Below are 20706 nucleotides of genomic sequence, written 5' to 3' on the forward strand. Positions count from 1 at the left end.
GACCCGGACACGCCGTTCCCGGTGATCTCGACGATGGCCGACCAGGAGGAGGTCGTCGCCGGTGAGGCCGACCTGGGCGGCACCATGCGGCTGGGTGCCTACCCGGCCACCCTGCAACCGGGCAGCGTCGTCGCCGAGGCCTACGGCACCACACAGGTTTCCGAACGTCATCGTCACCGGTTCGAGGTGAACAACGCCTACCGCGACAAGATCGCCGCGTCGGGTTTGGTGTTCTCGGGGACCTCGCCCGACGGGCACCTCGTCGAGTTCGTCGAATACCCGCCGTCGGTGCATCCGTTCTTCGTCGCCACCCAGGCACACCCCGAACTCAAGAGCCGTCCCACCCGGCCGCATCCGCTGTTCCGGGCATTCATCGAGGCGGCTCTGGAATACAAGGCGGCCGAACGCCTTCCCGTCGACCTCGGTGACTACAAATCGGCAGACGCCGACCCCGAACCGCTCGATGACGACGAGGAACGTGGCGCTTGAGCGGACGTCACGAGTTCGTCGTCCGCGACAGCAGGTCCGTCTACGACGGGGCGATCCTGTCCTTGCGGGTCGACGATGTGGAGATGCCGGGCGGGCGCGTCGCCCGACGTGAGGTCGTCGAGCATTTCGGCGCGGTGGCGGTGGTCGCCCGCGACGAGGAGGGCCGGATCGCCATGGTCCGCCAGTACCGGCACCCGATCGGGCGCCGGCTGCTCGAACTGCCCGCCGGGCTGCTCGACGCCGGCCCGGGGGAGACCCCACTCGTCGCCGCCCACCGCGAACTCGCCGAGGAGACCGATCTCGCGGCCGATCGCTGGCACGTACTGGTCGACGTAGCCCTCTCTCCGGGATTCACCGACGAGGCACTGCGTATCTACCTCGCCGAGGACCTGCACGCACTGGAGGCCGCCGAACGCCACGACGAGGAGGCCGATCTGACGGTGGAATGGCTCGCCGTCGACGATGCGGTCTCCCGTGTGTTGGCCGGCGAAATCGTCAACGCCACCGCCGTCGCCGGAGTGTTGGCCGTGGCGCTGGCCGACGACCGGCGGATCCCGTTGCGCGACGTCACCGCACCCTGGGTGGACGAGCCGACCGCCCTGCGGGAACGACGGTCGCACCGATGAGCCGCACCGGTGTGACCGACGAGACCGCCGCCGACCAGGTCACCCGCTTCCTCGACCATCTCACCGTCGAACGCGGGGCCGCCGCGAACACGGTGAGCTCCTACCGCCGCGACCTCGGCCGCTACGAGCAGTACCTCACCTCCCGGGGCATCGACGACCTGTCGTCGGTGACCGAGAACGACGTCCGAGAGTTCCTCGTCGACCTGCGCCGCGGGGACCCGGACGCCGGCTGGGTTCCGTTGGCGGACAGTTCGATCGCGCGCAGCCTCGTCGCGGTGCGCGGTCTGCACAAGTTCGCCGCCGCCGAGGGTCTCGTAGCGGCCGACGTGGCCCACGCGGTCCGCCCGCCCCGCCCGGCCCGGCGGCTGCCCAAGTCGTTGCCGGTCGACGAGGTGGTCGCGATCCTGGAGTCCGCGGGTGCCGCCGATCATCCCCGCGCGCTGCGCGATCGGGCCCTGCTCGAATTGCTCTACAGCTGTGGCGCCCGGATCTCGGAGGCCACCGCGCTCGACGTCGACGACATCGACGCCGAGACCCGTGCGGTGCGGCTGAGCGGCAAGGGTGGAAAGGAACGGGTGGTGCCCGTGGGCGGTCCGGCCGTGGAGGCGCTGGAGGCTTACCTGGTGCGGGGCCGCCCGGCGCTGGTCAGCCGGGCCAACCCCGCCCTGTTCCTCAACGCCCGCGGAGGACGGCTGTCGAGGCAGAGCGCCTGGCAGGTGCTCTCCGACGCGGCGCAGCGCGCGGGACTCGACAAGACCGTGTCGCCGCACACCCTGCGGCACAGCTTCGCCACCCACCTGCTCGACGGGGGCGCAGACGTCCGTGTCGTCCAGGAGTTGCTCGGGCACGCCTCGGTGACCACTACGCAGGTGTACACCCTGGTCACCGTCAACACGATGCGCGAGGTGTATGCCACGGCGCATCCGCGGGCGCGGTGAGCATGGAGCAGTACCACCTGCCAGGACTCGAGCCGATCCACCTCGGCGATGCGTCCCCGGTTCGGACGCCGGACACATTAGGCTGTGACCATCGCGCAACGGCCGGTACGAGCGAAGGGAGCGGCGGACACGTGAGCACCCCGGGGGCACCGCGTTCGGCCGCCGCACACGCTGATCAGTACCGCATCGCGGTCTCTCCGGGCATCGACACCGACGAGGACCACGATCACGGCGACGAGTTGGGTCCGACCGGTCGGCCGTACCGTCCGGTCCCCGAGCCGCAACCGCTGGAGCGGCACGGTCCGGCCACCGTGGTCGCGGTGTGCAACCAGAAAGGCGGCGTCGGCAAGACCACCTCGACGATCAACCTGGGTGCGGCCCTGGCCGAATACGGTCGCCGGGTGCTGCTGGTCGATCTCGACCCGCAGGGCGCGTTGTCGGCTGGGCTGGGGGTGGCCCACCACGACCTCGACGAGACCGTCTACAACCTGCTGGTCCCGCCGCACGCCGCCACCGACGACGTCCTCATGCGCACCCGGGTCGATGGATTGGATCTGCTGCCGAGCAACATCGACCTGTCGGCGGCCGAGATCCAACTGGTCAGCGAGGTGGGGCGGGAGCAGGCGCTCGCGCGCGCGTTGCACCCGGTGCTCGACCGCTACGACTTCGTGCTGATCGACTGCCAGCCGTCGCTGGGCCTGCTCACCGTGAACGCGCTGGCCTGCGCGGACACGGTGCTCATACCCATGGAATGTGAGTACTTCAGTCTGCGTGGGCTCGCGCTGCTCACCGACACGATCGAAAAAGTGCACGACCGTCTCAATCCCCGACTCGATCTCGGCGGCATCCTGGTGACGATGTTCGACTCCCGCACCCTGCATTCGCGGGAGGTGATGGCGCGCGTCGTCGAGGTGTTCGGCGACACCGTCTACGACACCGTGATCAGTCGTACCGTCCGTTTCCCGGAGACCAGCGTGGCCGGTGAGCCGATCACCTCCTGGGCGCCGAAATCCGCGGGCGCCCAGGCTTACCGCGCACTGGCGCGTGAGGTGATCGCCCGCAATTCCCGTCGCACATGATCGCCGACGACACGGCTGCGTCCACCGGCTTCCAGGTCCGTCTGAAGAACTTCGAGGGTCCGTTCGACCTACTGCTGAGCCTGATCAATCAACATCGCCTCGATGTCACCGAGGTGGCCCTGCACGAGGTGACCGACGACTTCATCGCCTACATCCGCGAACTCGGCCCGCAGATGGGGCTGGAGCAGACCACCGAGTTCCTGGTGGTCGCGGCGACCCTGCTCGACCTCAAGGCGGCGCGGCTGCTGCCGACCGGGGAGGTCGACGACCCGGAGGATCTCGCTCTGCTCGAGGCACGCGACCTGCTGTTCGCGCGGCTGCTGCAGTACCGCGCCTACAAGCAGGTCGCGGCACTGTTCGGTGAACTCGAAGCGGCCGCGCTGCAACGCTATCCGCGTGCGGTATCCCTCGAACCGCAGTTCTCGGACCTGCTGCCCGAGGTCACTCTCGGCGTCGACGCGGCGGCGTTCGCCGCGGTGGCCGCCGCCGCGATGACACCGCGCCCGGTGCCCACCGTCGGACTCGATCATCTCCACGACGTGCACAAGGTGTCGGTGCCCGCGCAGGCGCGACGGATCGCCGAGTTGCTGACGTCACGGCCGGGGGAGTGGATGAGCTTCGGCGACATCGTCGCCGAGTGTGAGTTCGGACTCGAGGTGGTGGGCCGGTTCCTCGGGCTGCTGGAGTTGTTCCGCGAGCGGGCCATCGCCTTCGAACAGCCCGAGGCGCTCGGGGAGTTGCGGGTCAGCTGGACTGGCGAGCGTGACGCCGACGACATGAGGCTCGAGGCGGCGGAGGAGGACTACGGATGACCGACGTACCCGACACGCCCGAACAGACCACCCTCGACATCGCCGAGACCGAGGTCCTCGACGACGACACGTTGCGGTCGGCGCTCGAGGCGGTCCTGCTCGTGGTCGACTCGCCGGCGACCACCGAGGAACTCGCGTCGGCGGTCGGCGAGGCCCGGCAGCGGGTGCAGGCCATGCTCACCCGCATCGCCGATGACCTGAGGTCGGCCAACAGCGGGATCGACCTGCGGTTTGCCGGCGACGGCTGGCGGTACTACACCCGCGCCGAGTTCGCGCCGTACGTGGAGCGGCTGCTGCTCGACGGTGCCCGGTCGAAGCTGACCAGGGCCGCGCTGGAGACCCTCGCCGTCATCGCCTACCGGCAGCCCGTCACCCGCGCCCGCGTCAGCGCCATCCGCGGGGTCAACGTCGACGGTGTGATCCGCACGCTGGTGGCGCGTGGCCTGATCAACGAGGTCGGCACCGACCCGCAGACCACCGCGACGACCTACGCCACCACCGAGCTGTTTCTCGAGCGGCTCGGCCTCGCCTCGCTGTCCGACCTGCCGGATCTGGCCCCGCTGCTGCCCGACGTGGACGTCATCGACGACCTCGATGAGGAGATCTCCTCGGATCCGCGATTCGCCAAACTCGACGCTCACCGGTCAGACTCGACAGGTAACGATTCACCCGGGTCGGGAGCTGACGGCTCGTCGACCGGCCCGGACACCGACGAGCAGGACTGAACACGATGGCATCCGCTAGCCGAGACGGCACACCGGGCCCGCGCCGCAAACCCGCGCGAGCACACAAGACCGACAAGAAGACAGCCGGTAACAAGGGATCGAAATCCGGCGGCAAGACCGCCGGACGGGGCGCGTCGGGTAACGCACACCATGGCCGGCCCGCGAAGAAGACGCACCGCAAGGGCTCGGCGCAACCCGACGTGAAGTCGGGCCAGGTACGGCTCAACAACGCCAAACCGGCCCGCCACCAGACCCCCGGACCCGATCACACCGAGTCCGGTGCCACCTATGTCGCCGACGGCGTGCGCCTGCAGAAGGTGCTCGCCTCGGCCGGGGTCGCCTCCCGGCGCGGTGCCGAGGAACTGATCGCCGCCGGACGCGTCGAGGTGGACGGCGAGATCGTCACCGAGCAGGGCCTGCGCATCGACCCGGACACCGCGATCATCCGCGTGGACGGTGCGCGGGTCGTCATCGACGAGAGTCGTCAGTATCTCGCGCTCAACAAGCCTCGCGGCTGGCAGTCGACGATGGCCGACGATCAGGGCCGCCCCTGCGTCGGCGACATCGTCGCCGAGCGCGTGATGGCCGGACAGCGGCTCTTCCACGTCGGCCGCCTCGACGCCGACACCGAGGGTCTGCTGCTGCTGACCAACGACGGTGAACTCGCGCACCGCCTCATGCATCCCTCCTACGAGGTGCCCAAGACCTACCTGGCCACCGTGCGCGGTGAGGTGCCGAGGTCGCTGGGCCGGACGTTGCGCAACGGGGTGGAACTCGAGGACGGTCCGGTCGCCGTGGACAGCTTCACCCCGATGGAGGTTCACGATGGCCAATCGCTGGTGCGTATCACCCTGCACGAGGGACGCAACCGGATCGTGCGCCGGCTGATGGAGGAGGTCGGGTTCCCGGTCGTCAACCTGGTGCGCACCCACATCGGTGCCGTCGCGCTCGGCGATCAGCGCCCGGGCAGCCTGCGTGTGCTGGGCAACAACGAGATCGGCGCGCTGTACAAGGCGGTGGGATTGTGAGCGGTTCCCGTGTCATCGCGATCGACGGCCCGGCCGGCACCGGCAAGTCGACCGTCTCCAAACTTCTCGCGCACCGCGTGGGTGCCCGCTACCTCGACACCGGGGCGATGTACCGCGCGGCGACCCTCGCGGTGCTGAATGCCGGTGTGTCGCTGGATGACAGCGAGGCCATCGCCGAGGTCGTGGCGGCGGCCGACATCCAGCTCGACATCACCGACGACGGTGCGACGGCCTACCTCGACGGGGCCGACGTGTCGCGCGAGATCCGGACCGACGCCGTCACCAACGCCGTCTCCGCGGTGTCGGCGGTGCCGCTGGTCCGCACCAAACTCGTTGCGGTGCAACGGCGTGAGGCCGACGGTGCTTTCGTCGTGGTGGAGGGCCGCGACATCGGCACCGTGGTGTTCCCCGACGCCGACCTCAAGGTGTTCCTGACCGCGTCGCCGGAGGCCCGTGCGCTGCGGCGCCACCGCCAGAACCTGGCGGCCGGACGGCCCAGTGATCATGCCGAGGTGCTGGCCGGGGTGAACCGACGCGATCATCTCGATTCCACGCGGGCGGTGTCGCCGTTGCGGCCCGCCGTCGACGCCGTCGTCGTCGACACCTCCGACCTCACCCTCGAGCAGGTGCTCGACACCCTCGACGGCCTGACCCGCGATCGGATCGGAGTGCAGTCGTGAGCGAACACGATTCCGTGAGTGCGGTCGGTGACGACCTGGCCCTACCCGGTGACGACCTGGCCCTACCCGGTGACGGCACCTGGTCTGACGAGACCGACTGGGAGATGACCGATTTCGCCGGCGACGGCACACCGATCGGCGCCGCCCCCATGCCCGTGCTGGCCATCGTCGGCCGGCCCAACGTCGGTAAGTCGACGCTGGTGAACCGGATTCTCGGCCGCCGTGAGGCCGTCGTCGAGGACATCCCCGGCGTCACCCGCGACCGGGTGTCCTACAACGCGAGCTGGTCGGGCCGCGCGTTCACCGTGGTCGACACCGGCGGTTGGGAACCCGACGCCAAGGGCCTGCAGCAGGCGGTGGCGGCGCAGGCGGAACTGGCCATGCGCACCGCCGACGCGATCGTGCTGGTGGTCGACGCCACCGTCGGCGCCACCGCGACAGACGAGGCCGTCGCCCGTGTGCTGCGGCGGTCCAAGACGCCGGTCATCCTGGCCGCCAACAAGATCGACAGCGAACGCGCCGAGGCAGAGGCGGCCGCGCTGTGGTCTCTCGGTCTCGGTGAGCCCTATCCGGTCTCCGCGGCGCACGGCCGCGGCGCCGGCGACCTGCTCGACGTCATCCTGGACGTGTTGCCCGAAACCCCGCGCGAGTCAACGAGTTTCGGTGGCCCACGTCGTGTCGCCCTGGTGGGCAAGCCCAACGTCGGCAAGAGTTCGTTGCTCAACAAGCTGGCCGGCTCGACGCGGTCGGTGGTCCACAACGTCGCCGGCACCACCGTTGACCCCGTCGACGAGCTCGTCGAGATCGACGGCAAGACTTGGCTGTTCGTCGACACCGCCGGATTGCGGCGCAAGGTGCGCACCGCCAGCGGGCACGAGTACTACGCGTCGCTGCGGACCCGCGCCGCGCTCGACACCGCCGAGGTGGCGATCCTGCTGATCGACGCGTCGGAACCGATCACCGAACAGGATCTGCGCGTGCTGTCGATGGTGGTCGACAGCGGCCGCGCGCTGGTGATCGCGTTCAACAAATGGGATCTCGTCGACGAGGACCGTCGCTACCAGCTCGACAAGGAGATCGACCGCGAACTGGCCCGGGTGCCCTGGGCGCGGCGCGTCAACATCTCCGCGTCCACCGGACGGTCGGTGCAGAAGCTGGTGCCGGCGATCGAAGGCGCGCTCGAATCCTGGGACAAGCGCATCCCGACCGGACGGCTCAACACCTGGCTCAAGGAGGTCATCGCGGCCACGCCGCCACCGTTGCGTGGCGGACGCCAGCCGCGGGTCATGTTCGCTACCCAGGCAGCGACGCGACCGCCGACCTTCGTGCTGTTCACGACCGGCTTCCTCGAGGCCGGCTATCGCAGGTTCCTGGAACGGCGGCTGCGTGAGGAGTTCAACTTCGACGGGTCGCCGGTACGGATCAACGTCCGCGTGCGCGACAAGCGGGAGCAGCGCCGACGACGCTGAGCCGGGTTCGCCGGTCCGCGAGCGCACCCCACCCCACCCACCGCGTTGATCGTGCGCACCCCGGCGTCGACCGTGCAAACTCCCGCGTCGAGCGTGCGCACCGCAGCGTCGAGAGGGCACGCCACTGCGTCGAGCGTGCCACCACTGCGTCGAGCGTGCGCGCCCTGGCGTTGATCGTGCGCGGTGGGACATGCCACGGCCGGGTTGTCGGTGCTGCGCTGGCTTCCGCGCGTGTCCACGACGATGGCTGCATCACGGCGCATGCGATACTTCGACTCGTGCTCATCATCGGAATCATCCTGTTCGGAATGTTGATCGGCGCGGGTGCGCAATTGATACTCGGCAAGGGAGTCAAGGGAATCGACTGGGGACTTGCGCTCGGGGCGGGCCTGATCGGGTCATTTGTCGGCGGCCTGCTGATCAGTCTGATCGCTGGTGACGGTCTGGATTTCCGGCCGAGCGGGATCATCGGGTCGATCGTCGGTGCCATCCTGGTGACCGGTGGCTGGATGTGGTACAAGGGCCGGTCGGCAGTCTCCTGACCGAGAGAATCCACCAGCGGTCCCGGATCCACCGCTGCACTGCGTTCTCCGCCTGCACCGCGTTCCGCGGAACGCAGTGCAGGCTCATCGAGCGCCCTGGAAGTCCGCACCCATCACAGTTCAATGCGACCTTCGGCTCGACCGGCGGGACATCCTCTCAACCGGGGCGAACACCGCGACCACCACCACGAGAACAGCAAGCGGGGCCAGCAACCAGAACCAGCGCTGCGCCCACCAGTCGGTGCTCGGCTCCGTCTGCAGCCGACGGCCCAGGCCTTCGAAGATCGTTACCACGATGAGGTAGGCGGTCATGTGCCAGAGGAACACGGTGATCGCGACCGCGTTGAGCGCAACCAGTGGCTTCCACAGACGAGGTCGGCGCAACACGCGCGCGGCTGTCGGCGTTATGAGCGCCAACAGTCCGAGCTGAAGGACGGCGAGCGCCGCGATTGCCGCGTTTGTGGGGGGATGTTCGACTCGTCGGCGCCGACTGTGGCGACCATCGAGCTGGGGTAGCCCGCGACCATCGTCAGCACGACCGTCACGATCAGCAGCCCGTACACCCCGAGGAACCACAGCGGCACCAGGTATCCGGGGAACCGCTCCCAGATCCAGCGATGCGGTCCCGGCCGGGCCGCGGCGATCAGCTCACCGGCCGGCCACACCCCGGCCCACACGGCGGTCGGCACCAGGAGCCGCCGGAGCCGGTCGGCGACGAACCGTCCGGGGGTGACTCCGGAAGTTTGCGCGTGCCCCCAGCCGATCACGTTGGCGTAGCCGCCCACCAGGAAGAACACCGGCATGACTTGCGGGACCCAGGTGGCCGACCAACCACCCGGCACGACATCGATCGGGTTGGACATGGCGAGGGAGCCGTCAGCGGTCCGATGGGTGACCGACAGCGTCCAGTGTCACAAGGTGACCACCACGATGCAGAACACGCGGGCGGCGTCGACGACGCGGTCCCGGGATTCCGGTGTGGTATTGACCAGCCGGTCCAAACGCCCAGGAGTCCCGATCGACTTTCGTCGGCCCCCGCAGCGACTCAACCAATGAAAAGCCGTCGGGGCCAGCGATTGCTTTCCGGCCTGTGGATCGACCGATCGTCACTCGGCAGATTTGGTGCATTCGTCCAAACCGATTGGAGGACCTGTGACCGTTCTGCCGTTAGGCTACGACCCGTCTCAATCCGTACCCGTCGTTCTCGGCGTCGCGACGGCCGGGCATCTCCGGATATGGCACGAGGAGACCCCGTCGTTGTGGAAGGTGTCGAATTACGCGGACTTCGACGAGTACATAGATCTGTTGGGTTCGGGCGCGATCTAAACCGAGCGGTACGACGACGGACTCTATTGCGAGACCGCGAGTTTCGATCGGGTCAGCTCGGTGCTCGCCATCTGCAAGACGCTTCGCTTCTCGCACCATGGAGGGACTGTCGATTCGTGCTTGTGGATCGAGGTGGCGCAAGCGACGCGCGACGACTCCTGTCATGACATGCACTGGGACAGTGTCGAGGACCTGATCATCAGGGCCGCGGAGGGAGTGCAGGCTCGTGGCGAACTGCTGGTGGTGGGTCCCGGGCCGCATCCCCAGCCAGATGGTCCCGCGGTCCTGCTCGGAACATCGACGATCAGTGCATGGACGAGTTCGGTCGTCTCGGCGTCGCCCGTGCCGGGCGGGAGCCGCTGGGGCGAATCGGGGGCGGAGGGCGACCGGGTAACGCTGACGGCAACCATGTCGTCGTTCGCGCGTGTGGAGGCAGCCGAATTGACCATCGCTGCCCTAAGGGAGTGGGGCGTTGCGCCCTTCGACGTGGGAATCGGATTTGTTATTCCCATCGAGCGATTGATGCGCGCTGGCTGACATGCCAGGGCGACCGTGGGAGTCGTCGGCGGGAGGTCGACCCACGGTCTCGGCGGTCAGTAGGAATGTCTCTCCACCGAGATCCGTCACTGCCGTGGCTGCCGCGGCAGTCAGGTGAACCTCTGGATTGACGAACAAGGTTGGCAGCTAATCGATTTCGATGCCGACTCGGCAGGTTCGCTCAGGTCAACTGGAACCCGTGCCTTCACGCGGTCGCTGGGCAAATCACCGAAGGTCGAAGGTCTCTCATCGCCGGTGACCTCCTACCCGTTCGAGCGGCCCCGCGCCCGAGCATGATCGGTATCAGGAGGTCGGATGCGATGATCACACATACCTCGCTCGAAGCGGCACACGCGCGAGACCGGACGTTGGCCGTCATCCTCCGCTGGACGACGATCGCGCTGGGCGCTCTCGCCCTCGGCTACCTCATGTCCGTCGTCCTCCGAGTCGTCGTGTGGCGTGCGCGCTGGCAGCCGGCGATCGATGCACTTCGCCGGTATCAGAAGAACTTCGGGAACCGCCGGTCGCTGAGGTCGGGCGGGAAGCGTAGGCAAAGCGTGGCGCTCGTGCATCACGCCGGCCGCAGGTCCGGGGAACAATACGTCACCCCGGTTTGGGCTCACCGTGTCGGACAGTCGTTTTTCGTCGGGCTGCCCTACGGCACTGCAGTCGACTGGCTGCGCAACGTCCGGGCCGCCGGTGCCTGCGACATCGAGCACGACGGCGTTCGCTACCACACCGTCGCACCGACCATCGTGGCAACTGGTGACGTGCCAGAGAAGCTCGCACGCAAGCGGAAGCTGTTCGACCTGATGGGTATCAGATCGTTTGTCCGACTGGACATCGACTTGCCCGAGGACAGTTCGACGGGGAGCGCCGTTACCGAATCTGTTGCGGAACAAGATCTTCCAGAGTCGGTGGGCTGAGCACCGCCGCGAGTGCAAACGAGTCCTGACCAGGAGGAGCCACGACCAGCGAAGTGCTGTTACGCAACCGTCGCGGCACCTCCTCGGCACCGAGGGGCTCGACGACGACGCGGTCGCCTTGCTCCAGCTCGGCGTCGAGAGCTGCCACTGGGTGGCGCATCGATGGGCGGGTTTGTCGGTATTCGCGTGGCCGCGCGTCATCCCGAGCGGATCCGATCGCTGGTCCTGATCGGGCTGAGCATACGGCGTGTGTCCCGCGCCGACCTGCTGCAGATCGACGTGCTCGGATCGATGGTGCGCGCCAGCCGACGGCTGGGACCGGTCGGCACCGCGATTCGGCGCCGGGTGACCGAGCAGGTCATGCGCAACATGCTCGGAACGACATTCATGTCCGACCCGGAACGTGCAGACGACCGCGAGACATGGCGGCAGCGGTTCTCGGCGACGGTGGTGCCCGAAGCCATGCCGATGCTCCGCGAGGTGTTCGGGCACCGGGCAACCCACCAGAGCTGCTCGCCCAGGTGAAAGCGCCCACGCTCATCATCACCGGCGAGGACGAGTGGGCCGGACACGATGAGTCGGACAACGACCCGCTCCAGGCGGAGGCGTCTTCCCGGACGCGCGGCTGCTGACTGTCCCGGGGGCGGGGCACATGGTGCTCGTCGAGCAGCCCGAGGTCGGAACCGCCGCGATACCGACTTCATCCGAGGAATCGACAGCAGGTAACCGCAGGATCGATCCTGCAGTGGCGCAACGAGCAGTTCGGCGTCGCGGGCCCAGAGGTTGCGCCCCGGTACGCCCAGAGCCAGTGCCGCCTGTGGGGCCGCCCGTGGGCTTGTCTGGCAGGCGATTCGCATCCCCGGGCACGTCTGCGGTAACCTCATCGGGCGCTGGGAACGGCGCAACGGGCTGTGGCGCAGTTTGGTAGCGCACCTGACTGGGGGTCAGGTGGTCGCAGGTTCAAATCCTGTCAGCCCGACCGACCAGCACCCGGGAATTCCAGAGTTCCGGGACTTCTCGCTTTCTGCGCGCGGCGACTAACGATCAGCGGTCAAGTCTTCACGCTGGTGGTCACCTTGGGATGTCAGACGGTCCCCATACGGTCTGGGTATGACGTGGCAGCGAACGTACTCGGACAAACAGCTCTTCGATGCGATTGCCGCCGCGAACTCGTGGCGGGGAGTGTTGCGAGAATTGGGGAAGACTGCGACTTCCGCTGGGGCGATAAGATCGGTCCGCTCGCGTGCTGATCGTCTGGGCATCGATTACGGCCACTTCAGGGGACAACGACGATGGACCGATGACGAACTGCGCTCGGCGATCGCTTCTGCCGAAACCTGGACTGCAGTTACAGCAGAACTTGGACTTTGTGGTGAGTCCGTAACAGCCACGGTGAAGGGCCATGCGGTGAGGCTGGGCCTTGACGTTGCGCATCTGGCAGGGGAGCGGTCCTCGGTGCATCCCGCTGGAACTCGGCCGAGAATCGATCATCTCGATCGTGCCGGTTCATTGCTCGCAGCCGCGTGGTTCGCACTGTCCGGCCACGACGTCTCCTGGCCACTAGAGCCCAGCCGTTACGACCTGCTCGTCAGCACCAGTGACGGCATCCGACGCGTGCAGGTGAAGACGACGACCGTCCGCGTGGGACACACGTGGAAGGTGTATCTCTCGACTGCCCACCGTGAGCGAAAGACGTATGACCCGGACGAGATCGACGACTTCTTTGTCATTGCCGGTGACCTCGCCTACTACCTGATCCCGGTCAGCGCGGTCGGTGGTCTGCATGCGATCCATCTCAGCGCATACGATCGATTCCGTCTTGTCCAGTCGCCGTGAGCAATCGACGTCATTTTCGCTCAGCGTCTTCGGAGGCATGGGTTCTCGAATGACTGCGAATACGCCACGGACCGATGCCGGGACCGATGGCGAAGTGTGGCACGTGTGAGCCCAGATGAATTGGTGGTGACGATACTGGTCCGCGCGCAGGCTCGAGCTGTTGAATGATTGTCGGAGGAATGGCGCCGTCTGGTCGACGGCACTGTGGCGAGGCCCCGCGTCAGTGGAGGAGTCGTATGCGGCGCGCAGTCGGTGGGTTCGTGCTGGCTCTCAGCGCGGCGGGCTACCCCATAACCGAGGCGCTTGTCCGGCGCCTCGGCCGGAGGGGTGCCGTCGTCGTCGAAATGGTTTGCCTCGGCCTTTTCGTCCGCGATGCGGCGCTCATCGCGAGCGGCACCCCGCACCGGCTCAGGACCGGACCGGCCGGGCTGCTCTGGCTCGAAGCGCTGGCGGCGGCGGGCGCGTCCGGGACGACGATGCCGCTGGTCCGGAGCCGGCGGCCGGAGGTTGGACCAGGCTCGGACACGCCCGTCGACATCGCGCGTCGCGGTGCCGTCGCGGCTCTCTTCGGGTTGCATACGATCCGCTTCTGGATCTACCTGAAACCCGACCAGGGTCGGCGCACGACGACCTGACTCCGTATCGGTTGCGATCCGCGCGAACTGCCGGTGATCACCCGGTCACGGTCGGCCATCACCTTCCGAATATCCGACATCTCCGGCACCGGCGGCGTGTCGCTTGGAGTGTTAGCGTCGACACCGGTGTGCCGGAAAGTCCTGCCCGCTGCGGAGACGGCCGACCTTTCGGATGTGCCCCGTCCGCATCGTGGCAGTCAGCGCTTTGCGCCGACCCGGCCTTCGGTACGCACACCTTGGCCGGGCTGCCGTGGTCGTTGGCTCACCTGCGTGGCGTCTTCCCGGCTCGCTTCGGTGTCCGGGTCCGAATCAGACACCCGTAACTCAGACATCGCTTGACGGATTTACTGTCGGAAGGGAAACCACATGACCAGCCAGAAGACCACCGCCAGAGCGACGGGTGCCTGGTATCTCGGACTGGGCATCACCGGAATGGTCGGGTTCCTGCTGATCCGCCCGGCGATCTGGGTCGACGACGACGCTGCGGCCACGCTCGCGAATCTGACGGAGAAAGAGGGTCTCGCGCGCCTCGGCCTCGCACTCGAAATGGCGATCGTCGTTACCCAGGCGCTGGCGGCGATCTGGTTCTACAAGCTTTATCGGTCCGTGAATCATGTCGCCGGGGTCGCCGTCGCCGCATTCGGGCTCGTCAACGCGGTGGCGATCATGGCCAGCGCGGTCTTCATGGCCAGCGCCCTCGCGGTGGCCGGGGACTCCTCCCTCGCTCCCGCCGGTGACGCGGCAGCCACCGTCGGACTACTCCACCAGCTCAGCACGGCGGCCTGGGGCATCGGCGCGCTCTTCTTCGGACTTTGGCTCATCCCGATGGGGTGGGCTGCGATCACCAGCGGTCGGTTCCCGGCGGTGCTCGGTTGGATCCTGGTGGCAGGTGGCGCGGGCTACGTCCTCAGCAGTTTTGTCGACTACGGCCTGGTCGGCGCACCAAGCCTGCTGGTGGATCTCTTGGCATTCCCCGCGACGATCGGGGAGTTCTGGATGATCGGCTATCTGCTGACCCTGGGCATCCGATCTGCGTCTGCGACCGCGCCTACGTCCCGGGCCGCCACGTCTGCCTCTTCGTGAACCACGTTGATCGATATTCGGGCCAAGGCCGCGGGGAACTGCGCTGCTGCCGCGGAAGTACTGGCGCCGGCGGACCAGCCGGTGTTAAGTCACACCCGTGGACGTTTCTCCGACCGACGTCGATCCGCGCCGACCGACGGCCGGCGCTGCGGCGGGGCAGCGAATTCTCGTCGTCGACGATGACGACGGAATACGGACCGTAGTCCGGTGGCAACTCAAGGACTCGGGGTTCGATGTCGTCGAGGCAGACGATGGGGCGTCGGCATTGCAGGTGATGGCGCACGAGGTTCCTCTGTTGATCGTGCTGGATCTCTCGCTGCAGGGGATGAGTGGACTCGACGTCCTCTGCGCGATTCGTGATGGACGTGCGGGTGTTTCGCGTGACCTCCCCGTCATCATTCTGTCGGGCCGAAGCAGCGAGACCGACCGCATCGTCGGCCTGGATCTCGGCGCGGACGATTACCTTGTGAAGCCGTTCTCGCCTGGCGAGCTGGCCGCACGAGTGAGGTCGCTCCTGCGCCGTGCCGGGCCAGTCGTGATATCCGAAGTCCTCACCGTTGGTCCTGTGCAGATCGACGTCTCCAGCCGCGAGGTCACGGTGAGCGGGCAACGAATCGAACTGACCGCCAAGGAATTCGACCTGTTGTCTTTCCTCGCCGGTCATCCAAAGCAGGTGTTCACGAGGCATCAGTTGCTCGAGACGGTATGGCAGTCCGCAGAGTGGCTCGGGGAAGCGACTGTTACCGAGCACGTCCACCGGCTGCGGAACAAACTCGGGAGGGCGAGCACCGAGGCGCTGATCCGAACGGTCCGGGGCGTCGGCTATCAACTCGATGTCTGCCCGGGACAGTGATCGATGATGAAGGCGCGTCCAAAGGAGGATGGCGATCACGTCCTCGAGCCCACCGACACCTCGGTGCTATTGGAGCGACAGATGGAGGTTCTGGAACTCGTCGCGACAGGTGCTCCACTCGAACGGACGCTCGATGCGATCATCGGCTCGCTCGAGGACCTCATTCTTGGCGCGCGATGCTCCATCCTGATCGTCGATCCCGCGGGACCTACTCTCCGCAATGGCGCGGCCCCCAATCTGCCCGAGACATACATCCGAGCGATCGACGGCATCAGGCCGGGCCCGCGGGCCGGATCGTGTGGAACGGCGGCATACCTCGGGGAACCGATCGTCGCAGTCGATGTCCGCACCGACGAACGATGGCCCGAATACCGCGCCGCGGCGCTCGACGCGGGTCTCGTCTCGTGCTGGTCCTCGCCGATCTTCGACCCGCGGGGCGAGACTGTCGGCACCTTCGCCGTCTACCACGGTCAATCGCATGATCCCAGCGATCGAGAGCGTCGCCTGGTCACGCGCTTCACCTATCTCGCATCGGTGGCCATCGAACACAGTCGGCTACTCGGAGATCTGGTCGAGAGCGAGGAACTCTTCCGTCGTACGTTCGACGACAACCCGGCAGGTGAGGCGTTGCTCGACCTCGACCAGAGATTCGAGCGGGTGAACGCGGCGTTCGCTCATCTGAGCGGCTACCGTCCGGCCGAATTGGCTGGGCGGCCACTCGAGACGGTCATCCGCACCGTCCCTGACACGGACGCGTGCATCGACAGCGAACTCGTCGCCCAATTGACCAAGTGCGTGACCCAGCAGATGCATCTGCAGTGCAGGGACGGCACGCTGCGGCCGGTGGCGACGACGATCTCGGTGATCCGCAGTCGCGATGGTCTGCCCTCGCGGCTCGTCCTCAACGTCATCGACCTGACCGAGAGCCTCGCGGCCGAATCCGACAGACGGGCACGTCATGAGGCCGAGGTCGCCAGGCAGATCGCCGAAGACCACAGCAACGCGAAGTCTGCCCTGCTCACATCGGTGAGCCACGAAGTGCGCACCCCGCTGCAGGCGATCAAGGGTTTCACCGAACTGCTGGGGACGCTCGATCTCGATGCATCGCGCCGGCAGGAGGCGCTCGCGCGGATCAACTTCGCGGCCGATCATCTGCTGGACCTGGTCACCGATGTCCTCGACATCAGTAGGTCCGAGGCCGGCGTCCTGCCCCTCCACGTCGAGGCGGTCGGCGTGAACGAGACCGTCCGCGAGATCGTGCACATGCTGGCATCCGCAGCGGCGGACAGGGACGTGACCATCGAGGTGTCGATCGATCCGGAAATCTCGGTTTGGGCCGATCGAGGGCGGCTTCGCCAGGTGCTGCTCAACATCATCGCCAATGCGATCCGGTATGGCCGCCGCGGGGGGAACGTGCGTATCGTCGTGACCCCGACGATGAACGAGGTCACGATCGAGATCATCGACGACGGCGCTGGTATCCCGGCCGAGTACCTGCCGAGGATGTTCAAGCCGTTCTCCCGTGCCGAGGGTGCGAGCGCCCCGAGCGCGCCGGTGGACGGATACGGAATCGGGCTGATGCTCGCTCATGGGCTCGTCACCGCGATGGACGGTGCGATCTCCGGGCACAACGCGCAGGAGGGGGGAGCGGTTTTCACCGTGGTGCTGCCTCGGACGTCGGCGCGAGTCGACTCCGAGGACGTCGCGGCGAGGTGACCGACGGTCAGCCCGCCGCCCCCAGCCGATCCGCGGCGAACCGCGCATACCACCGCAACGTGTCGGGATCATCGACGGACGCGAGGTTCGCGGCCTGCTCCAGAGGCCTGCCGAGCAGCAACTTCTTGACCGGGATCTCGAGTCTCTTCCCGTTCAGGGTGTGCGGCACCGCGGGGGCTTCGATGATCTCGTCGGGCACATGGCGGGGTGTCAGGCGCGTCCGCAGTGTTACCACGATCTTGTGTTTGAGCTCGTCGTCGACCGCATGCCCGGGAGCCGGAACGACGAACAGGCCCAGCCAGTAGGCGTCGTCGGGTTGGTCGACGCCGATCACCAGCGTCTCCGCGATCTCCGGCATGCCGTCGAGCACGTCGTAGAAATCGCTGCTCCCCAGCCGCACGCCCTGCCGGTTGAGCGTGGAGTCCGATCGGCCGTGGATCGTGACGCTGCCGTCGGAATGCATTGTCACCCAATCGCCGTGCCGCCACACCCCGGGCCAGGTGTCGAAATACGAATCGGTGTATCGCGTGTAGTCGGGGTCGTTCCACAGCATGACCGGCATCGACGGCATCGGCTGGGTGATCACGAGGTCGCCCACCTCCTCGACGACGGGAGTGCCGTCGTCGCGCCAGGCGGCGCAGTCGACGCCGGCGAGCCGACCGCCGATCCGTCCCACCCGGACCGGTGCGTACTCGTTACCGCCGACGAACGAGCCGGAGATATCGGTGCCCCCGCTGGTGGAATCGATGCGGAGGTCTGCGCTGACGTGGTCCATCAGCCAGTGATAGCCAGCCGACGGTAGGGCCGAGCCGCTGACCATCACGTGCCGCAGCCGGCTCAGGTCGTAATTGTCCCGGGGAAAAAATCCCGCGCCCGCAGAGAACGTCACCACAGCGGCGCCGAGCAGCAGGGCATCTGCCCGAGCGCGCGCCGCGACCTCCCACACCGCGCCGGGCGGATAGCCGGGGCTGCCCTCGTACAACACGATGCCCGCGCCCTGAGTCAATGCCCCGAGTTCGATGTTCCACAGGGCCCAGCCGGTCGACGTGTAGGTGAACAAGCGCTCACCCGGACGGAATCCGCCATACAGGCCAGACCATTTCAGGCCTTCGAGAGTGATCCCACCATGGCCGTGGACCAGCCCCTTGGGCACGCCGGTGGTGCCCGAGGTGAACAGGACCCACAGCGGATCGGAGAACTCGACCTGTGTGAACTCGAGCGGAGCGTCGTGCGCAACGAGTTCCTCCCACGGCGTCGAGTTGTCGGGATGAGGCCGGTCGAACACGTACGGAACGTGAACGAAATGCCGCACCGTGGGCAGGTTCTCGCGCAGCTGTGCGACGACGTCGCTGCGGTCGATTTCCTTGCCGTTCCAGTGGTAACCGTCGGTGGCGATGAGCACCGTTGGTTCGAGCTGGGCGAGGCGACCGATGGTGCCGTCGGGCCCGAAGTCGGGGGAGCAACACGCCCACACCGCGCCGACGGCGGCAGAGGCGAGGACACCGATCACGGCATGCTCGGTGTTGGGCAGGTAGGCGGCGACGCGGTCGCCGGGTCGCACCCCCACGGTGCGCAACCACGCCGCGGCTGCGCCCACCGAGCGACGCAGTTGCGCGAACGTGATCTCCCGACCGGGCAGTCCGCCCTCCTGAACGCATACCATCGCCGCCGTGTCATCGGCACCCCGACGAAGTGCGTGGTGGGCCCAGTTGAGATGGCCGTCGGTGAACCAGCGGGCCCGCGGCATGGGGTCGGTGGTGAGGACCTGCGTCCACGGTGCCGAGAACTCGACGTGGTAGTAGTCCACGATGGAGGTCCAGAAACGGCGGAGATCACGCACCGACCATTCCCACAGGGCGTCGTGATCGGGAAACGCCTGTCCCTCATGCCCTTCGAGCCAGTTCAGATACGCCCGCAGCGGAGATTTCTCGATCCGCTCCGGCGATGGGCGCCACAACACGTCAGACATCGGCCGGCGCATCGGGCGGGCATCGAACGAGATCTGCCGGGCCACACTCCATCGCCCGAACATAAGCCCATGCGTCGATTCGCCGGCAACGGTTGATGAAGCGTTGAGGTTTGGTTGAGACGACATTGAGAAGGACTGAATACGGTCGCAGGCAGTGTTCGTGTTGGGCGTCGTCCCGCGACACGGCCACATCCTGCTCGAATCGCCCTGAGGAGTCCGACCGATGAAGCTCGCCCTCTACCTTCCGAACTTCCGCGACCACGTGACCATCAAGGAACTCGAAGACCTCACCGCGCTCGCGGAGGACCTCGACTTCGACTCCGTGTGGACCCTGGACCGGATCGTCGTTCCCGAGGCCTCCGACCACGAGGAGCTCGAATACCCGTTCGGCATGATGACCGACCTTCCCAAGGCCCTGCCGGTCATCTCGCGGGGCAAGTGGTTCCAGGGCATGACCCTCATCCCGTGGCTTGCCGCGAAGACGCAGAAGGTCCGGATCGGCATGAGCATCATCGACACGCCATACCGATCCCCAGGGGTGCTCGCCGCGGAACTCGCCACCCAGGATCACCTGAGCAACGGACGACTCAACGTCGGCGTCGGGTCGGGCTGGATGCCTGAGGAGTTCGCAGCCGCAAGTGCCTCGCACCTGTTTCCGCGGCGACACGCGCACGTACGCGAAACGATCGAGATCATGCAGGGCATCTGGTCCAATGAGCTGTTCGAATATCATGGCGAGTTCGCCGACTTCCCGCTCTGCGGCTTCGGCCACCAGCCCATCCAGAAACCGGGTCCGCCGATCTACTTCTCCGGCCTCAAGGACCCGAAGCGCTCGGCCCGCCGCATCGCGAAGTACGGCCTGCAGGGGTGGATCGGGATCCAGGATTCGCCCGAGGACATCAAGCGTTGGAAGGGCGAGATCGGGCGCGAGCTGAACGAAATGGGCCGCGATTTCCCCGAGGGCTTCGACATGTGCAGCATGATTTGGTTCGTCATCACCGACGAGCCCATGGATCAGACCCCGGCGGGCAAGGCCTCCAATCTGCTCGCGGGCAACGCCCAGCAGATCGAGGACATCCTCAAGCGCTACAAGGAGGCGGGGATGACGATGCCGTTCCTGTGGCCCCCGTTCCGGGACGTGCCGACCTCCAAGACAATCGACGACCTCAAGCGACTGGCCGAGGAGATCATGCCCAAGGTAAACGCGAGCTGAGCGCGGCTGGGGGATATTTTCGGGTCAGAGGTGCACCGCCGGCGCGTGACTGCGGAGGGCATCGATGGCCCAAGTCGACCCGAATCCGACACGGCCCCGACGTCACGACGTCAGCCGCCGCGGAGCGGGGCGCGGCCGGCTTCGCCGATGTCACCGGTCATGCGGTGTTCGAATGTAGGTGGTCGCGGCCCTGCCACGGCTGCAACTCGTCACCGCATGGGCCG

23 protein-coding genes and 1 tRNA gene are annotated in these 20706 nt (G+C 67.1%); 21 read left to right on the forward strand and 3 right to left on the reverse strand.

The features are described from left to right. The 10 genes from GORHZ_RS24665 to GORHZ_RS24710 form a co-directional block, all read left to right on the forward strand. The coding region (locus GORHZ_RS24665) for a glutamine amidotransferase-related protein (protein WP_006337934.1) at positions 1–489 on the forward strand (489 nt) is incomplete at its 5' end. Next, positions 486–1115, forward strand: a complete 630-nt coding sequence (locus GORHZ_RS24670) for an NUDIX domain-containing protein (RefSeq protein WP_006337935.1) — start codon at positions 486–488, stop codon at positions 1113–1115. The genes GORHZ_RS24665 and GORHZ_RS24670, both read left to right, overlap by 4 nt. After that, positions 1112–2053, forward strand: coding sequence for a site-specific tyrosine recombinase XerD (gene xerD, locus GORHZ_RS24675; RefSeq protein ID WP_006337936.1), 942 nt, complete (start codon positions 1112–1114; stop codon positions 2051–2053). The genes GORHZ_RS24670 and xerD overlap by 4 nt, the downstream gene beginning before the upstream one ends. Positions 2054–2184: 131 nt before the next feature. Continuing rightward, positions 2185–3132, forward strand: coding sequence for a ParA family protein (locus GORHZ_RS24680; protein ID WP_006337937.1), 948 nt, complete (start codon positions 2185–2187; stop codon positions 3130–3132). Beyond that, on the forward strand, positions 3129–3944 hold the full coding sequence (locus GORHZ_RS24685; RefSeq protein ID WP_006337939.1) for a segregation and condensation protein A: 816 nt from the start codon (positions 3129–3131) through the stop codon (positions 3942–3944). The genes GORHZ_RS24680 and GORHZ_RS24685 overlap by 4 nt, the downstream gene beginning before the upstream one ends. Continuing rightward, the gene (gene scpB, locus GORHZ_RS24690; RefSeq protein WP_006337941.1) at positions 3941–4669 is read left to right on the forward strand and encodes an SMC-Scp complex subunit ScpB; all 729 of its coding nucleotides are present in this window, start codon (positions 3941–3943) and stop codon (positions 4667–4669) included. The genes GORHZ_RS24685 and scpB overlap by 4 nt, the downstream gene beginning before the upstream one ends. Before the next feature lie 5 nt (positions 4670–4674). Then, positions 4675–5697, forward strand: coding sequence for a pseudouridine synthase (locus GORHZ_RS24695; RefSeq protein WP_006337943.1), 1023 nt, complete (start codon positions 4675–4677; stop codon positions 5695–5697). Continuing rightward, positions 5694–6377 (forward strand): (d)CMP kinase, encoded by a 684-nt coding sequence (gene cmk, locus GORHZ_RS24700; RefSeq protein WP_006337944.1) that lies wholly within the window; start codon positions 5694–5696, stop codon positions 6375–6377. The genes GORHZ_RS24695 and cmk overlap by 4 nt, the downstream gene beginning before the upstream one ends. Before the next feature lie 35 nt (positions 6378–6412). Then, a complete protein-coding gene (gene der / locus GORHZ_RS24705; RefSeq protein ID WP_040533376.1) occupies positions 6413–7846 on the forward strand; it encodes a ribosome biogenesis GTPase Der in 1434 nt (477 codons plus the stop codon). A gap of 278 nt (positions 7847–8124) precedes the next feature. Further along, positions 8125–8388, forward strand: a complete 264-nt coding sequence (locus tag GORHZ_RS24710; RefSeq protein WP_006337955.1) for a hypothetical protein — start codon at positions 8125–8127, stop codon at positions 8386–8388. 120 nt (positions 8389–8508) lie between these two features. Here GORHZ_RS24710 and GORHZ_RS31455 read toward each other — a convergent pair whose 3' ends face one another. After that, the gene (locus tag GORHZ_RS31455) at positions 8509–8775 is read right to left on the reverse strand and encodes a hypothetical protein (protein WP_051999063.1); all 267 of its coding nucleotides are present in this window, start codon (positions 8773–8775) and stop codon (positions 8509–8511) included. 17 nt (positions 8776–8792) lie between these two features. Then, positions 8793–9251: an acyltransferase family protein gene (locus GORHZ_RS31460; protein WP_006337957.1), complete on the reverse strand. Its 459-nt coding sequence runs from the start codon at positions 9249–9251 to the stop codon at positions 8793–8795. A gap of 289 nt (positions 9252–9540) precedes the next feature. Here GORHZ_RS31460 and GORHZ_RS31110 point away from each other — a divergent pair, with 289 nt between their 5' ends. The 10 genes from GORHZ_RS31110 to GORHZ_RS24760 all read left to right on the forward strand — a co-directional run bounded on the left by GORHZ_RS31110 (position 9541) and on the right by GORHZ_RS24760 (position 17300). After that, positions 9541–9714, forward strand: a complete 174-nt coding sequence (locus tag GORHZ_RS31110) for a hypothetical protein (RefSeq protein ID WP_006337958.1) — start codon at positions 9541–9543, stop codon at positions 9712–9714. 60 nt (positions 9715–9774) lie between these two features. Further along, complete coding sequence (locus GORHZ_RS24720) at positions 9775–10251, forward strand: hypothetical protein (RefSeq protein ID WP_006337959.1); 477 nt, start codon at positions 9775–9777, stop codon at positions 10249–10251. 320 nt (positions 10252–10571) lie between these two features. Further along, entirely contained in the window at positions 10572–11177 is a 606-nt protein-coding gene (locus tag GORHZ_RS24725) for a nitroreductase/quinone reductase family protein (protein WP_006337967.1), read from the forward strand. 162 nt (positions 11178–11339) lie between these two features. Continuing rightward, the gene (locus GORHZ_RS24730; RefSeq protein WP_006337968.1) at positions 11340–11702 is read left to right on the forward strand and encodes an alpha/beta fold hydrolase; all 363 of its coding nucleotides are present in this window, start codon (positions 11340–11342) and stop codon (positions 11700–11702) included. 380 nt (positions 11703–12082) lie between these two features. Next, positions 12083–12156 (forward strand) — tRNA-Pro (locus GORHZ_RS24735). 131 nt (positions 12157–12287) lie between these two features. Next, complete coding sequence (locus GORHZ_RS31115) at positions 12288–13013, forward strand: group I intron-associated PD-(D/E)XK endonuclease (protein WP_157205353.1); 726 nt, start codon at positions 12288–12290, stop codon at positions 13011–13013. A gap of 236 nt (positions 13014–13249) precedes the next feature. Beyond that, entirely contained in the window at positions 13250–13648 is a 399-nt protein-coding gene (locus tag GORHZ_RS24745) for a hypothetical protein (RefSeq protein WP_006337970.1), read from the forward strand. Between the two features lie 366 nt (positions 13649–14014). Further along, on the forward strand, positions 14015–14731 hold the full coding sequence (locus GORHZ_RS24750) for a DUF4386 domain-containing protein (protein WP_006337971.1): 717 nt from the start codon (positions 14015–14017) through the stop codon (positions 14729–14731). Between the two features lie 97 nt (positions 14732–14828). Continuing rightward, on the forward strand, positions 14829–15584 hold the full coding sequence (locus tag GORHZ_RS24755) for a response regulator (protein WP_006337973.1): 756 nt from the start codon (positions 14829–14831) through the stop codon (positions 15582–15584). A gap of 6 nt (positions 15585–15590) precedes the next feature. Next, entirely contained in the window at positions 15591–17300 is a 1710-nt protein-coding gene (locus tag GORHZ_RS24760; RefSeq protein WP_157205354.1) for a sensor histidine kinase, read from the forward strand. A gap of 7 nt (positions 17301–17307) precedes the next feature. Here GORHZ_RS24760 and GORHZ_RS24765 read toward each other — a convergent pair whose 3' ends face one another. Beyond that, positions 17308–19269, reverse strand: a complete 1962-nt coding sequence (locus GORHZ_RS24765) for an acetoacetate--CoA ligase (RefSeq protein WP_040533384.1) — start codon at positions 19267–19269, stop codon at positions 17308–17310. 223 nt (positions 19270–19492) lie between these two features. Between GORHZ_RS24765 and GORHZ_RS24770 the strand changes: the two genes are divergently transcribed. Continuing rightward, the gene (locus tag GORHZ_RS24770; protein WP_006337993.1) at positions 19493–20482 is read left to right on the forward strand and encodes an LLM class flavin-dependent oxidoreductase; all 990 of its coding nucleotides are present in this window, start codon (positions 19493–19495) and stop codon (positions 20480–20482) included. Positions 20483–20706 lie beyond the last annotated feature (224 nt).

Origin of the sequence: Gordonia rhizosphera NBRC 16068 (genome assembly GCF_000298195.1) — a bacterium.
GTDB lineage: Bacteria > Actinomycetota > Actinomycetes > Mycobacteriales > Mycobacteriaceae > Gordonia > Gordonia rhizosphera.